This is a genomic window from Pseudosulfitobacter pseudonitzschiae, from assembly GCF_900129395.1.
Lineage (GTDB): Bacteria > Pseudomonadota > Alphaproteobacteria > Rhodobacterales > Rhodobacteraceae > Pseudosulfitobacter > Pseudosulfitobacter pseudonitzschiae.
This window is the reverse complement of sequence record NZ_FQVP01000014.1, coordinates 1-13,500: the sequence shown is the minus strand read 5'-3', so window position 1 is coordinate 13,500 and position 13,500 is coordinate 1. Positions and strand designations below refer to the sequence as shown.

Genomic DNA, 13,500 nt, shown 5'->3' with positions numbered 1-13,500 from the left:
ACTATGGGACGGGTATCCGGAAAAGTCGCACTGGTAACAGGTGGCGCCATGGGCATGGGAAAAGCCCATTGTGAAACGCTGGCACGTGAAGGCGCGCATGTATTTGTAACCGACCGTGATACGGAAGCGGGTGAAAGCGTAGTAAAAGGTATCATTGGAGCCGGAGGGAAGGCGGAATTCATTCAGCATGACGTGACGCTTGAAGAAGATTGGAAGAATGTCATCTCCACGGTGCAATCAAGTGCTGGTCGACTTGATGTGCTAGTGAACAACGCTGGCATTCTCATTCTGAAGCCGCTCCACGAAACCTCGCCTGACGAATTTGACATGACGATCAACGTCAATGTACGCGGTGTTTATCTCGGTATCCGAGCTGCGGTTCCATTGATGAAAGAGACCGAAAAAGCATCAATTATCAATATTTCTTCAATCTATGGGATTGTTGGTGCCGCTTCGGCGGGAGCCTACATTGGATCCAAAGGCGCCGTACGGATGTTGACCAAATCCTGCGCAGTCGACCTGGCCGAAAGTGGCATACGTGTCAATTCGATCCATCCCGGTGTCATCGATACTCCCATGACAAAAGATCTGCTACACGCCGACGAAGAGACCCGGCAGGCAATTCTGGGGGCCACGCTGCTCAAGCGGCCAAGCAAACCTGAAGAGGTTTCGAATGCGGTCCTGTTCCTCGCATCGGATGAGTCATCGTTCGTTCACGGAGCAGAGATTGTAGTAGATGGCGGTTATACTGCGAATTGACAGAGACACATCCCAAGTAACGGCCTGGAACCCGGGCCGTTACTGCCATTGCAAATTTCCAAGACGATAAACGCCAATGAAAATAATTGCACCTATAAAACACCTAATTGATTACAACGTGAAGGTTCGCGTTAAGGCGGACGGTAGCGGAGTTGGTCTCGCGAATGTGAAGATGTCGATGAACCCGTTCGACGAGATTGCGGTTGAAGAGGCGATCCGTCTGAAGGAAGCGGGCAAGGCGGACGAGCTTGTCGTCGTGTCGATCGGCGTGAAACAGGCGCAGGAAACGCTGCGCACGGCGCTGGCGATGGGCGCGGACCGGGCGATCCTCGTCGTGGCCGCCGACGACGTGCACCAAGATATCGAGCCGCTGGCGGTGGCCAAGATCCTAAAGGCCGTGATCGACGCCGAGGCGCCGGGCCTGGTGATCGCGGGCAAACAGGCGATCGACAACGACATGAACGCGACCGGCCAGATGCTGGCGGCGCTGCTGGGCTGGGGTCAGGCGACCTATGCCTCTGAGGTTGCGATCGAGGGCGAGCATGCCGTCGTGACCCGCGAAGTGGACGGCGGTCTGCAGACCATCAAGGTGAAGCTGCCGGCGATCGTCACCGCCGACCTGCGCCTGAACGAGCCGCGCTACGCCTCGCTGCCCAACATCATGAAAGCCAAGAAGAAACCGCTGGACGAAAAGACCGCCGCCGATTTCGGCGTCGATGTCACGCCGCGCCTGACCGTCGTCAAGACGGCAGAGCCCGCCGCGCGTTCGGCCGGGGAAATGGTTGGCTCGGTCGACGAGCTGGTGTCGAAGCTGAAAGAAAAGGGGATCGTGTAATGGCTGTTCTTCTCCTTGCAGAAATCGCCGGTGGTGCACTGGCGCTGGACGCCACCGCCAAGGCGGTGACCGCTGCCAAATCGCTGGGCGATGTGACCGTTCTGGTTGCGGGCCCCGCTGCCGCAGGCGAGGCCGCGTCGAAGATCGACGGCGTGGCAAAGGTTCTGGTGGCGGATGACGCCGCCTATGCCAACGGCCTGGCCGAGCCGGTCGCCGATCTGGTGGTCAGCCTGGCAGGCAATTATGAACATATCGTTGCTCCGTCCACGGCGAGCGCGAAAAACATCCTGCCGCGCGTCGCGGCGCTGCTGGACGTGATGGTTTTGTCGGACGTCACCGCCATCGTGGACGGGTCCACGTTCGAACGCCCGATCTACGCGGGCAACGCGATTCAGACGGTAAAGTCCAACGATTCCAAGAAGGTACTGACCGTCCGCACCACCGCCTTCGACGCGGCTGGCCAGGGTGGTTCGGCCGCCGTCGAGGCCATCGCAGCGGCCGGCAACGCGGGCCTGAGCGCCTGGGTCGAGGACAAGGTCGCGGCGTCGGATCGTCCGGAACTGACCTCGGCCAAGATCGTGGTCTCGGGCGGTCGCGGCGTCGGTTCCGAGGAGAACTTCGCGATCATCGAGGGCCTGGCCGACAAGCTGGGCGCGGCGGTCGGCGCCTCGCGCGCGGCGGTGGATAGCGGGTTCGCACCGAACGACTGGCAGGTCGGCCAGACCGGCAAGGTCGTGGCGCCCGAGCTGTACATCGCGGTCGGGATTTCCGGGGCAATTCAACACCTTGCAGGCATGAAGGACAGCAAGGTCATCGTCGCCATCAACAAGGATGAAGAGGCCCAGATCTTCCAGGTCGCCGACTACGGCCTGGTCGCAGACCTGCTCGACGCCGTCCCGGATATGACAAAGGCACTCTAAGAATGACAAACGTCTACATCTGCGATTACATCCGCACACCAATTGGTCGCTATGGCGGCGCGCTTTCTTCTGTGCGAGCCGACGATCTTGGTGCAATCCCACTCAGGGCCCTGGCCAGCCGAAACCCGAAGCTAGATCTAGCGGCCATTGACGAAGTGATTTTCGGCTGCGCCAACCAGGCGGGCGAGGACAACCGCAACGTCGCACGCATGTCGCTGCTACTCGCGGGATTTCCGGATTGTGTCCCTGGCACGACGATGAACCGGTTGTGCGGATCGGGTATGGACGCCGTAATCACAGCCGCCCGCGCGATCAAAGCTGGAGAAGCCGATCTCATTGTTGCTGGCGGTGTGGAAAGCATGTCTCGTGCTCCGTTTGTGATGCCAAAAGCTACAACTGCATTCTCGCGCGAAAATTCTGCTGAAGACACCACCATCGGCTGGCGCTTCGTCAATAAACAGATGAAGAGTCAATACGGCGTCGACAGCATGCCTGAAACGGCCGAAAACGTAGCGGAAGACTTCAGCATCAACCGCGCCGACCAAGATGCCTTCGCCATGCGTTCGCAGCGAAAGGCGAGAGATGCCATGGCGAACGGTCGTTTGGCCCGTGAAATTGTCCCGGTAGAGATTCCTCAGCGAAAGGGGGAGCCAAAGATCGTCGTACAGGATGAACACCCTCGCGCGGGTACGACTTTGGAAGCGCTCGCCCAACTGAAAACTTTCGTAAAAGCGGACGGCACTGTAACCGCTGGGAATTCTTCGGGCGTGAACGATGGTGCCGCAGCATTGATCCTTGCCACCAGCGACGTCGCAAAAAAATTTGGCCTCACACCGATCGCAAGGGTCTTGGGCGGCGCAACCGCGGGCGTCGCACCGCGCATCATGGGTTTCGGGCCGGCACCGGCGTCGGAAAAGCTGATGGCGCGACTTGGACTGAAACAAGAAGACTTCTCGGTAATCGAACTTAACGAAGCCTTTGCTTCGCAGGGTCTGGCCACACTACGGCACCTGGGGATCGCGGATGATGACGCCCGCGTGAACCCGAACGGCGGCGCTATTGCTCTCGGCCATCCGCTTGGCATGTCAGGTGCCCGCATCACTGGTTCAGCGATGCTGGACCTCAAACCTGGAGAAAAGTCGTTATCGACCATGTGTATTGGCGTGGGACAGGGGATTGCAATCGCGCTCGAAGCTGTCTGAGGTGCCGCGACAACCACAAAACTAACATAAGTTCTCTTATGCGATTTTTGGCTGACCTCAAATTTCGCTGTAGAATTCGTCCTCTTGAACCTCCCTGTGGACGACCAACTGGCGGCACCGGTATTGCCGGTGCCGCCCTTTTCAGAAAGAACGATTGAACGGCCCAAAATGTTTGCGAGACGGATAATCCCGTGACCTGCGTTTCGGCAGGCATCCCATTTCGGCGATCTCGCGCCGCTCAAACATTTCTTCTCTGCGCCTCCGAATGTAACATATATCGCGTGGCGATATTTCGCGCATCGTGCCCGTTTCGCGGGCATGAACTTGCGGGACCGTGTAGCACTGAACATCCAGGAATTGAGACGCGCCCGCGGCCTCAGCCAGGAGGAGCTTGCTCATCGGGCCGAAGTGAGCCGCGGCCATATGGGCAAGGTCGAGAACGCCAAGTTCGCGGCTTCCCTCGACCTTCTCGAACGCATCGCCAAGGCGCTCAATGTCGACCCCGAAGAACTCTTCGCGAAGCGCAAGTCCGTTTCCTGAGGCTTTGATCCCGTCCCCCAACGCGAGAGACATAACGGCAAAAACGGTACGAGTGGCGCGGATACATGGCGAAGAGAAAGACAGGCTGGCCTTTCCAGGAAGGGTTTCTGAACGACGGGACGCAGAAGATTCACCTGTTCACCGATTACCGTTGGAATGATGGCTCGGTGAGCCGTCGTTGGCATGTCGATCCGGAACGCTTTGATGCCAGTCTTGCCATCGTGCGCCCGTTTTCCCTGACGCCCAGTGACAGCTCAGATCAGTAGGAAAACCACTCCGAATGGCCCAAGTTGCCCTCATAGTCGCCGTATTCGACCATGATGCTGCGGGAGTAGAAGTGCCAGAGGCCACCACCGTTCGGATAGGCGATCTCCTGACCGCTTTCCGAGACGAATGTCGCGGGCCAGGGGGTGTGGGAGCCGTAGACACGCTGGATGTAGCGGCAGGTCCGGTTTTCGCGATCGCAGGAGCGGATCGACCAATCCCACTGACGCGGCTCGTCGCGCGGCTCGTAGGATCGCCCGGTGAACCAGATCACATGGGTGCGGTTCAGCCATTCGTATTCCGGCAGGTTGGTGTCGAGCTCGCCCTCCCCGCCAGGCCCACCCAGCTCGACCGGCACATGGGCAAAGGTGCAGACCCCGAAGGGCGGTAGACTCGGCCAGGGCGTGATCCGACGAATCATGGTGCGATAGGCCCGCGCGCAGACCGCGCTCGGGGGGAAACCTCCCGCCATACAGAGCATGATGGCGCAGTCGATATCATAGGCCTGCGCTTTCTCAGGGGCACCAAGAGCACCAAACACCCCGATTATCGCCGCCATCATCTGACGTTTCATGCCACTCTCCCGCAAAAGTTGCGGCAACTATCGTGCAATTTGTATTTTTCTGCAATATGTCGTATTGACTCTATATGACTTTATGGCCTTAGTGTCGTGAAGTAGAAGGGCTCTCAACGGGAGAGTCCAAACATGCCGATAGCGCGCAACCAGATCCTGATCACCATCGATGGTGTCAAAGACCTCCAGGAGGAGGGCATCGCGTACCGCTGCCGGTATGAACTCGTGGGGTTCACGGACGATGGCAAGCCGCGCTACCAGTGCATCTACCTGCGCGAGGGCGAACCGGAAGCCATTCTGGTCTCGACCCGGATCACCCCACACGGGCCTGAGCCGCGGTATTTCAACATATGGCCGGGGCTCTTCAAACATCATCTCGAGTTCGGTGACGGGCGCGATCTGCGCTTTGGTCCTGACTACAGTATTACCCTCGAGGAGCGCGGCTGACGTCATCGCCTTCGGCCGCGACGGCACAGCCCGGACCTCCGGCTGGACCTTCCATGGCCAGCGCCCTGCTTGGGCTGGGTTGGACGAACCGGCTGAGGCCGAGATCGTACTTGCGTCACTAGAAGCCGCGCCGCCTTCCGGTCGCCACGATATCCTCTCCCTGATCCAAGCTACGGCAGTCCGACATGAAGGTAACCGTGCTCTACGCCAGGTTGGCCTTGAGGCGGGTGACTGGCAGGTCCTGTTCCGCGCCCTGGTCGAGGCAGAGAGCGGCTACAACCCGGCCGCCATGAGCCCGAAAGGTGCCTATGGATTGGGGCAACTGATGCCCGACACGGCGCGCGCACTCGGGGTCGATCCGCGCAATCCGTCCCAGAACCTCGATGGCGCGGCGCGCTATTTGCTCGCTCAGCTTGCCACCTTCAAGGACATCGACCTGGCGCTGGCAGCCTATAATGCCGGGCCGCACAGGGTGGTCGAGTATTCCGGCATCCCGCCTTTCACCGAGACCCGCGACTACATCGCGCGCATCCACCGGATCCGGTCCCGGCTGGCAGGCCCTCCCGCTTCAGCTCCGGACATCCGCATCGCAGACCGGATGCCCGCCCGCGCGCCGGTCCTCATCGAACTTCAGTAAAACAAGGGAATCTCGCATGCTTCGACATCGCCTCAGCCGCCTCTTGCCCGCCGCCACAACCCTGGCGGCTTTCGCAACGCCCGCTCTCGCGCAAGACTTGTCGCCGATCCAGACCATGCTGGAAACCGTCGAGGCCGCACTGACTGGTCCGATCGGTATCGCGGTCGCCACGCTCGCCGTGATCGGCACCGGCTTCATGTGTATGATGGGACGGCTGAACTGGGGCTGGTTCGCCTCGGTCATCATCGGGATCGTGCTGATCTTCTCGGCCGGCACCATCGTCGACGGCTTCTCGTGACATTCCGGCAAAATAGCGTCCTACGAGCGCCCCGAACGCGTTGTGCTTCGCAAACGCTGCCTCGGGTCCCTCTCCGGACACACAATTTCTTCTAAGCCGGAATATCACCCAATGGCAGAACGATCCCCCCTCTTTCTGGGCCTCGCCCGTCCGCCCAAGTATCTGGGTCTCCCTGTCGGATACCTCGTGGTTCTGGCGACTGGGGTCGTTCTGCCGTTCATCTGGACGAAGTCGATGGTCTTTTTCCTGATCGGGCTCGTCGCCTACCCGATCCTCTGGTTCGTCGCCGACCGAGAGCCGCATTTTTTCGAGGTGCTGCACGTCTCCTATGGCTCGGTACGCCCGACAAAGAACCGGGCCCTGCACGGAGGCGACAGCTTTGGCGCTTGATGCAGGCACACTTTCCACTCACGGAACCGCTCTGCTCCAGGCCGGCAGCGGGGAGTTCGCGCGGGAGAGCTATCTCGCCGAACACCTGCCGTATTTTGCCCTCGCCGATGACGATGTCATGGTCCTGCGCGAGGGCGATCTCCTGGCGACCCTGCGCCTCGACGGGCTGAACCCGATGACCACCGAGGATGCCCGGCTCGATGCGCTCAAACGCGCGGTCGCAGCCATCGTCGCCCAGACCGGCAACGCCTTCGGTTTCTACGTCCACCGGATCTCCGTGCCGCAGGATCTCGGCATGCGCCCTATCGAGGGAGACAGTTTCGCAGCCGCGATCGACGCGCGCTGGCAGGCCCATGTCAAAGACCTGCGACCGGCCAAGCGCCAGCTCTATCTCAGCGTCATCAGGCGGCCCGACATTTCGGCGCGCATTCCGCTCCTGCGCGCGCTGGCCCGCAAGGCTTGGGTCAAGGACCGCGCGACACGGATGCAGGAATTGAACGAGGTCATGGGCTTCTTCGAGGTTGCGCTTGCCTCGGCCAACCCCGTCAGGCTCACGAAATCGGGCGGCGAGTGGCTGGGCTACCTCAACACGCTGAACGCAGGCAGCTTCTCCCCCATCGCCTTCGGGCAAAGCGCCCTGCCCCTCTCGCATACCTTGAGCAATTGCCGCGCGACCTTCGACGGCGACGTTGTCACCCTCACCGACGCCGTGACCGGTCAGGTCAAATACGGCGCGCTCTTTTCGATGAAGACCTACCCGGCATTGACCGATGTGACGCTGCTCGACGCGCTCGACCTGCCGCTCGACATCGTGCTGACGAATTCCTTCAGCCCGATCCCGAACAATATTATGGCCGAGCGGATACAGCGGATCATCCGCCAGATGCAGGCTTCCGACGATGCCGCCGTCTCCCTGCGCGAACAGCTGGGTCAGGCCGCCGATGACCAGGAGGCGGGGCGCATCGCCTTTGGCGATCATCACCTCTCGATCGCCGTCTATGCCCCAGACCGCGACACGCTCGAACGCGCCGCCGCCCAGATCAAACGCGTGGGCCAGGAGATCATGTCTGTCATCGTGCGCGAGAACATGGCGCTGAAAGCCACCTACTTCGCGCAATCGCCCGGCAACTTCGGCTACCGGGCGCGCAAGACGCCGATCTCCTCGATCAATTTCGCGGATTTCGCGGCGCTTCATGGCAGCGTCGAGGGACGCGGACGTGACCAGTCGCCCTGGGGTCATACCATTTCGGTCCTGCCGACGGTCGACACCTCCGGTTATCGCTTCAATTTCCACGAGGCGGGCAGCCCCGGCAAGGAACCGACCGTCGGCCATACGCTGGTTCTGGGACGCACCGGCACCGGCAAGACACTGACCACGGCTTTCCTCGCAGCCCAAGCGCAACGGGTCGGCGCGCGGCTTTTCTTCTTCGACAAGGATCGCGGCCTCGAGATGGCGGTCCGCGCCCTTGGCGGCCGCTACAACGAAATCCGCGCGGGCGTGCCCACGGGCCTGAACCCGCTCGATACCGAAATCGACGAACGTGGCCGCGCCTGGCTCTCGGATTGGCTTGCGACACTTCTCACACGCAACGGAACCCTCACCGGCGAGCAGTCACGACACATCCAGAGTGCTGTCGCGCAAAATGCCCATGCCGAGGGCTCGCTAAGACGCTTCGCGAGTTTCGAGACGCTGTTCCAGTCGCTTGATGACGATGGCGAGCTGCAGTCCCGCGTCGCCGAATGGGCCCCGGGCGGCCGCTACGGATGGGTGTTCGATGAGCCGGAATACGGTGCCGGGCTTGAACTGGCCTCCGACATCATTGGCTTCGACATGACCGAAATCCTCGACATGACCACCGAGCGCATGGCGGTGCTCTCCTACATCTTCCGCCAGATCGAACGCGTGGTCGAGGATCGCCGCCCCACCATCATCGTGCTCGACGAAGCCTGGAAGCTTCTCGACGATCCCTACTTCGGGGCACGGCTGGAGAACTGGCTGGTAACGCTGCGCAAGATGAACTGCGTCGTGATCATGATGACGCAGTATCCGAGCCAGCTGCGCGACAGCCGCGTTGGCAAGACCATCGTCGAGACGGTGCCGACCCAGATCCTCTTCCCGAACGACCGCGCCACCATCTCGGATTACGACTTCCTGCGGGTGAACGCCAAGGAGGCGACCCTACTCATCCAGCCGACCATCGGCCAGCGCATCGCGCTCGTGCGCTCGGCGGGCGATAGCGTCTTTGTCGATGCGGACCTCTCCGCCTTGGGCGACCTCCTCCCCATCCTTGGCGGCGGCGCCACCGGCGAGGCGCGCGTGCCTGCTGATTGGCGCGCCAATCCCGATTTCTGGAGACATGTGATATGAGTTCGAAACACCTTCTCGCGCTTTGCGCCGCCGCAGGCCTTCTCTCGGCTTGCGAGAAATACACCGAACAGACCTCGCCCTGCTTCGGGCGCAATGGCGAGCCACAGGTGACGCGCTCCGCGCTTTCCTTCTCGACCATAGGCGCTCCGGTCCAGCAGGCTGCAAAGTCTGACTGCAGCTTCGAGCCCCTGCCGCGTCCGGAATGAGCCGTGCCGCGATCATATCCGCCGGGCTCTGCCTCGGCCTCGGTGCGCTGCCCGCGCTCGCCCAAGGCGTGCCGACGCAGGACAATTCCGCGATCGGCCGCGCCATAGCGCGGGTGACGGCGCTCGCCGAAGATCTGGGCGTCCAGCAGGACAAGGATCGGACGGAGTCCACTCTGGCCGATGTCCAGGCCGACCAACTCCGCGTCCTCGAGGAGATGACCTCTGCAATCACCGGCCCCGGCTTCGATATCCGCGCGCTTGAGGGCAATGCGGATTTCGGGGTGGCGGCTGTCTATCCCAATACCGACCCAAGCCCGATGAACAGCCGCCTCTTCGGCGAGGGCCGCGAGACGGTCGAGATGATGATCGTCGAGGTCGCCGGCGAGTTCGCAGGCGCCCCCGGCGTCGCCCGGGCCGGGCTCTCGGCCACCCAGTGGCGCTGCCTCTTCCAGGCCCTGATCAAGCAGGAGAGCCGCTTCAACGTCGCTGCCGAAAGCCCGGTCGGGGCCTATGGCCTCACCCAACTCATGCCCGGCACCGCTTCCGATCTCGGCGTCGACCGGTATGATGTGAAGGACAACCTCCGCGGCGGCGCGCGCTATATCACGACCCAGCTCAACCGTTTCGGCAATATCCCCCATGCGCTCGCGGCTTATAACGCGGGCCCTGGCCGGGTCATCGAATTTGGCGGCGTGCCGCCCTTCGCCGAGACCCAAGGCTACGTGCGCAACATCTCAAAGTTCTACAACGAATATCTGGCCGTGGTGGGGGGCGCCGACGCGCTTGGCACGCTCTCGCCCTCGGACTTTGCCCTCGCCGAATATGCCAGCATCTCCGAGGCGGGCGTCTATTACGCCGCAGACAGTTCCGCCACGACCGAACAGGTCATCAATCGCCTGCGCGCGATCATCCTGCAGATCGATGCCCAGCCCAATGCCAAGGCGGCCTGGGAACTCAATACCTACGCCAAGGCCGAGATCGGCCGCATCCTCAATCTTCGTGTCCGGCTGATGGCAGCAAACCAGCAACGCGAGGCGGCATACGCGCAACACCTCGTCGCCGACCGGCTGGCCGAGCGCGACTTCATGCAGATGGGAGTTCCCGAATGAGACATCTTCTCCTGACCGTGGCTGCGGTCACAGCACTCAGGCTCGCCTCGCCCGCAACAGCCCAAGGTGTCCCGACTTTCGATGGATCGCAGCTTGGTCAGCTTGTGGCCCAGCTCGAGCACATGGCCGAGGACCTGAACGTCCAGATGCAGCAGCTCGCCACCATGCGGCTGGAGTTGGAAACCCAGCTGTCGCAGCTTACCAACCTCGAGGCGCAACTGACCTCGCTGATCGAGGGCAGCGGGTTAGGTGAACTTTTCGCCACTGTCGAAGAGTTCCGCGCGCTGCGCGGCAAGCTGGTCGCGCCCCTCAATACCGCGCAGTCTTTGGCCAGCGGCGATTTCCTGAGCGGCTTCAATCCGGGCGCGGAACTCTCGGCCTCGGTCGAGCGGGTGCTCTCTGGCAGCGGTTTCACGTCGGAACGCCTGGGGACACTCTCAGGCTCCGACCAGCCTACCGACAACCGGATTGCCGCCTCGGCCGGGGCCAGCGCCATGTTGTCGGTCGCCGCGCAGGAAAGTCATGAAGAGGCCGGTCAAAGCCTCGAGCGGCTCGAGACCATGGTCGGGCTGATCGATGATCAGGACGGCCTCAAAGCCGCGGTTGATCTCAACACCCGCGTCACCGCCGAGCTTGGCATCATCCTGACCCAGATCTGGCGGCTGGAAGCGGCGCAAGGCGTCAGCGCTGGCCAGCTCGGCGTCGTCGATGCTGCGACCCTCGCCGATGAGCGCAAGTTCCGCTCGATGGCGGTGGATCCATGAGAATGTCCATGACCCACAAGTTGGCTTCAGTTCGGGCTCTTGGTCTTGCCGCTCTTGTCTTGGCCGCACTTCACAGTGCCGCACTGGCCAAGACCCCGAACACCGAACCATCCGGCGACACGCCCTTCAGCTCGATGGTCGTCGCGCGGGACGAGGCCGACGACTGCCGCGTCCCGAAACCGCCCGCCGATCTGGCCGAGACCGCGTACCTGCGCAATGGCTACCGCGCCATCCTGCGCATCCTGATCGCCGAAGAAGCGCTCGTTTCGGAAACCTGCACCTGCCTGCTGAGTCAGTTCACCTGGCATCAGGCGCTCACCGCCCTGCCCCGGTTCCAGACCTCGAACAACCCACGCCTGCCGTTCAAAGTGCTGGATCTCTACGCCAAAGCCGATGCGCTGGAAGCCCAGGTTACGGAGGCATGTGCCGAGTAAATGGGGGTCATTCGCGACATCCTCGGCCAGGTCGACGCTGCGGTGAACACCGTGGCGCAGGACGGCTTTGTCTCCTCGGCGGCCTCGGTCGGCAATGTCATCTCGGCGGGCGCGACCCTCCTTGTCGTCCTTCTCGGGATCAACGCGGTGATGCAGCTCCGCCCCCTGCCCTTCGGCACCGGTTTTGCCTTCGGGATCAAGGTGGCACTCGTAGGGATCTTCGCGCAGAGCTGGGACAACTTCAGCGTCATCTATGGCATCGTCACAGAAGTCCCCGACTCCGTCGGCGCCTCGATCCTCGCGCTCACCGGCTCGGGCGACGAAGCCGGGGTCTATGAGAGCCTCGACAACATGGTTGCCCGCATCACCGCCTATGGCGATACGATCGGCGACCGCGCAGGCTGGGTCTTCGGCGCGGTCCTCGGTGCCATCTTCTTCGTCCTTTCCGCCGTCTTTGCCGCCGTAACCGCCGGGATCATCGCCTTCGCCCGCATCGTTTTCGCGCTGATGATCGTGATCGCCCCCTTCATGATCGTGACTTCGCTCTTCAAACCGACCCAGTCCCTCTTCGAGGCCTGGACCCGCGCCACCATCGGCTACGCGCTCATGCCCGTCGCCGCCGCCGGGGCCGCGGGCATCATCGTCGCCATCGCCGAGGCCATAGGCGACGCCTCCGCCGATCCGGGCGATGTCGAGACCGTCAGCCTCATTCTGCCCTTTCTCGTGATCCTAATCCTCAGCGCCGGGATCATGGCCTCGGTGCCCTACATCGCCTCAAACCTCACCGGTGTCGTCGGCATTGCCTCCAACGCCGCGGGTCTGACCGGTCTCGCCCGCCAGGGTTTTGTGAACACGCGGGAGTATGGCACTGGCGCAACCTCACGTCTTGTCACCGGCAAATCCCCACATGAGCTGAACCAGATGGCCAATGCGGGCGTGGTGAAGACCGGCGAGATGATTCGCCAAAGCCCCGGCGCGCTCCTCTCCGCCGCCAAATCCTTCCGCAAACCCTGATGTGAAAGACGACTGACGTGAAGAAGCTTGTGACCAGTTCCACCTCGCCTGACCGCGACGCTTTCGAGGCGGATTTCATCTACGGGCCAAGGCGACGCGAGCGCTTTGCATGGTTTGTCGCGGCAGCAGGGGTGCTGGTCGGCGTGGCCGGCATGGTCGCGGGCGCGAGTCTTTTTCCCCTCAAATCGACTGAAACCTTCGTGGTCGTGGTCGACAAGGAGACCGGCGAGATGGACCGGGTCGCGGCGGTGCAGGCACTGACGCTCTCTGAGAGCGACGCCATCATCCAGGCCAATCTCGTATCTTACGTCGACGATCGCGAGACCTATGACCTGACCGATGGCGAGCAGCGCATCAACTCGGTGCTCGACCGCTCCGACGGCGATGCCGCGCGCACGCTACGCGATCTCTGGTCGTCCACCAATGAAGACTACCCGATCACCGTCTACGGGCGCGACGCCAAGATCGAGGTGGTCATCAAGTCCGTGAACCAGATCGAGCGCGGCGTGGCCCAGGTCCGCTTCACCCGCACGCTGCGCCGTCCCCGCGACACCCGCACCGTCACCCGGTCTTACGTGGCCACCGTCGGCTACGACTTCCAACCCGAAACCCGCCAGCGCCTTCAGGACGTCTGGGCCAACCCCTTGGGCTTCGTGGTGACCTCCTACCGCGTCGACGCCGAGACCCTGGAGAACTGACCAAGATGAAATCCCTGCCCGCGCTCCTCCTGGCGCTTGCC

General features: G+C 62.2%; 17 protein-coding genes. 16 read left to right on the top strand and 1 reads right to left on the bottom strand.

All coding sequences use genetic code 11. From position 1 onward, the window contains the following. Window positions 1–3 precede the first annotated feature (3 nt). The 6 genes from BUC08_RS22525 (at window position 4) to BUC08_RS22500 (ending at window position 4,522) form a co-directional block, all read left to right on the top strand. Window positions 4–759 (top strand): SDR family NAD(P)-dependent oxidoreductase, encoded by a 756-nt coding sequence (locus BUC08_RS22525; protein WP_009804216.1) that lies wholly within the window; start codon window positions 4–6, stop codon window positions 757–759. 76 nt (window positions 760–835) lie between these two features. Continuing rightward, complete coding sequence (locus BUC08_RS22520; protein WP_009804215.1) at window positions 836–1,594, top strand: electron transfer flavoprotein subunit beta/FixA family protein; 759 nt, start codon at window positions 836–838, stop codon at window positions 1,592–1,594. Then, window positions 1,594–2,514, top strand: coding sequence for an electron transfer flavoprotein subunit alpha/FixB family protein (locus BUC08_RS22515; protein WP_009804214.1), 921 nt, complete (start codon window positions 1,594–1,596; stop codon window positions 2,512–2,514). The genes BUC08_RS22520 and BUC08_RS22515 overlap by 1 nt, the downstream gene beginning before the upstream one ends. 2 nt (window positions 2,515–2,516) lie before the next feature. Further along, a complete protein-coding gene (gene pcaF / locus BUC08_RS22510; RefSeq protein ID WP_009804213.1) occupies window positions 2,517–3,716 on the top strand; it encodes a 3-oxoadipyl-CoA thiolase in 1,200 nt (399 codons plus the stop codon). A 318-nt stretch (window positions 3,717–4,034) separates the two neighbouring features. Beyond that, complete coding sequence (locus tag BUC08_RS22505; protein WP_037930992.1) at window positions 4,035–4,256, top strand: helix-turn-helix domain-containing protein; 222 nt, start codon at window positions 4,035–4,037, stop codon at window positions 4,254–4,256. 65 nt (window positions 4,257–4,321) lie between these two features. After that, window positions 4,322–4,522, top strand: a complete 201-nt coding sequence (locus BUC08_RS22500) for a hypothetical protein (protein ID WP_009804208.1) — start codon at window positions 4,322–4,324, stop codon at window positions 4,520–4,522. Here the strand turns inward: BUC08_RS22500 and BUC08_RS22495 are convergent. After that, window positions 4,516–5,094, bottom strand: coding sequence for a hypothetical protein (locus BUC08_RS22495; protein ID WP_037930995.1), 579 nt, complete (start codon window positions 5,092–5,094; stop codon window positions 4,516–4,518). The genes BUC08_RS22500 and BUC08_RS22495 overlap by 7 nt on opposite strands. Before the next feature lie 132 nt (window positions 5,095–5,226). On the opposite strand from BUC08_RS22495, the gene BUC08_RS22490 reads away from it, so the two are divergent. From BUC08_RS22490 to BUC08_RS22440, 10 genes are all read left to right on the top strand, one after another. Next, the gene (locus BUC08_RS22490) at window positions 5,227–5,541 is read left to right on the top strand and encodes a hypothetical protein (RefSeq protein ID WP_037930998.1); all 315 of its coding nucleotides are present in this window, start codon (window positions 5,227–5,229) and stop codon (window positions 5,539–5,541) included. A 79-nt stretch (window positions 5,542–5,620) separates the two neighbouring features. Beyond that, on the top strand, window positions 5,621–6,178 hold the full coding sequence (locus BUC08_RS22485; protein WP_037931001.1) for a lytic transglycosylase domain-containing protein: 558 nt from the start codon (window positions 5,621–5,623) through the stop codon (window positions 6,176–6,178). A gap of 16 nt (window positions 6,179–6,194) precedes the next feature. Continuing rightward, window positions 6,195–6,476, top strand: coding sequence for a TrbC/VirB2 family protein (locus BUC08_RS22480; RefSeq protein WP_009574106.1), 282 nt, complete (start codon window positions 6,195–6,197; stop codon window positions 6,474–6,476). 111 nt (window positions 6,477–6,587) lie between these two features. Further along, window positions 6,588–6,866 carry a VirB3 family type IV secretion system protein gene (locus BUC08_RS22475; RefSeq protein WP_037931006.1) on the top strand — a complete coding sequence of 93 codons (279 nt, stop codon included), beginning with the start codon at window positions 6,588–6,590 and terminating at the stop codon, window positions 6,864–6,866. Next, complete coding sequence (locus tag BUC08_RS22470) at window positions 6,805–9,234, top strand: VirB4 family type IV secretion/conjugal transfer ATPase (protein WP_224769586.1); 2,430 nt, start codon at window positions 6,805–6,807, stop codon at window positions 9,232–9,234. Before BUC08_RS22475 ends, BUC08_RS22470 begins: the two co-directional genes overlap by 62 nt. Window positions 9,235–9,436: 202 nt before the next feature. Next, window positions 9,437–10,549, top strand: coding sequence for a transglycosylase SLT domain-containing protein (locus BUC08_RS22460; RefSeq protein ID WP_037931012.1), 1,113 nt, complete (start codon window positions 9,437–9,439; stop codon window positions 10,547–10,549). Next, entirely contained in the window at window positions 10,546–11,313 is a 768-nt protein-coding gene (locus BUC08_RS22455; protein ID WP_037931015.1) for a type IV secretion system protein, read from the top strand. Before BUC08_RS22460 ends, BUC08_RS22455 begins: the two co-directional genes overlap by 4 nt. A gap of 8 nt (window positions 11,314–11,321) precedes the next feature. Continuing rightward, entirely contained in the window at window positions 11,322–11,747 is a 426-nt protein-coding gene (locus tag BUC08_RS22450) for a hypothetical protein (protein ID WP_081855478.1), read from the top strand. After that, window positions 11,748–12,761, top strand: coding sequence for a TrbL/VirB6 family protein (locus BUC08_RS22445; protein ID WP_037931017.1), 1,014 nt, complete (start codon window positions 11,748–11,750; stop codon window positions 12,759–12,761). Between the two features lie 17 nt (window positions 12,762–12,778). Then, the gene (locus tag BUC08_RS22440; protein ID WP_040181300.1) at window positions 12,779–13,459 is read left to right on the top strand and encodes a VirB8 family type IV secretion system protein; all 681 of its coding nucleotides are present in this window, start codon (window positions 12,779–12,781) and stop codon (window positions 13,457–13,459) included. Window positions 13,460–13,500: the final 41 nt, after the last annotated feature.

Excerpts from the sequence above, each read along its gene's own strand:
- BUC08_RS22450 (WP_081855478.1), top strand. The coding sequence starts at position 11,322 with ATGACCCACAAGTTGGCTTCAGTTCGGGCTCTTGGTCTTGCCGCTCTT.
- BUC08_RS22455 (WP_037931015.1), top strand. The coding sequence starts at position 10,546 with ATGAGACATCTTCTCCTGACCGTGGCTGCGGTCACAGCACTCAGGCTC.
- BUC08_RS22500 (WP_009804208.1), top strand. The coding sequence starts at position 4,322 with ATGGCGAAGAGAAAGACAGGCTGGCCTTTCCAGGAAGGGTTTCTGAAC.
- BUC08_RS22445 (WP_037931017.1), top strand. The coding sequence starts at position 11,748 with ATGGGGGTCATTCGCGACATCCTCGGCCAGGTCGACGCTGCGGTGAAC.
- BUC08_RS22460 (WP_037931012.1), top strand. The coding sequence starts at position 9,437 with ATGAGCCGTGCCGCGATCATATCCGCCGGGCTCTGCCTCGGCCTCGGT.
- BUC08_RS22495 (WP_037930995.1), bottom strand. The coding sequence starts at position 5,094 with ATGAAACGTCAGATGATGGCGGCGATAATCGGGGTGTTTGGTGCTCTT.
- BUC08_RS22470 (WP_224769586.1), top strand. The coding sequence starts at position 6,805 with ATGGCTCGGTACGCCCGACAAAGAACCGGGCCCTGCACGGAGGCGACA.
- BUC08_RS22490 (WP_037930998.1), top strand. The coding sequence starts at position 5,227 with ATGCCGATAGCGCGCAACCAGATCCTGATCACCATCGATGGTGTCAAA.
- BUC08_RS22475 (WP_037931006.1), top strand. The coding sequence starts at position 6,588 with ATGGCAGAACGATCCCCCCTCTTTCTGGGCCTCGCCCGTCCGCCCAAG.
- BUC08_RS22480 (WP_009574106.1), top strand. The coding sequence starts at position 6,195 with ATGCTTCGACATCGCCTCAGCCGCCTCTTGCCCGCCGCCACAACCCTG.
- BUC08_RS22525 (WP_009804216.1), top strand. The coding sequence starts at position 4 with ATGGGACGGGTATCCGGAAAAGTCGCACTGGTAACAGGTGGCGCCATG.
- pcaF (WP_009804213.1), top strand. The coding sequence starts at position 2,517 with ATGACAAACGTCTACATCTGCGATTACATCCGCACACCAATTGGTCGC.
- BUC08_RS22505 (WP_037930992.1), top strand. The coding sequence starts at position 4,035 with ATGAACTTGCGGGACCGTGTAGCACTGAACATCCAGGAATTGAGACGC.
- BUC08_RS22515 (WP_009804214.1), top strand. The coding sequence starts at position 1,594 with ATGGCTGTTCTTCTCCTTGCAGAAATCGCCGGTGGTGCACTGGCGCTG.
- BUC08_RS22520 (WP_009804215.1), top strand. The coding sequence starts at position 836 with ATGAAAATAATTGCACCTATAAAACACCTAATTGATTACAACGTGAAG.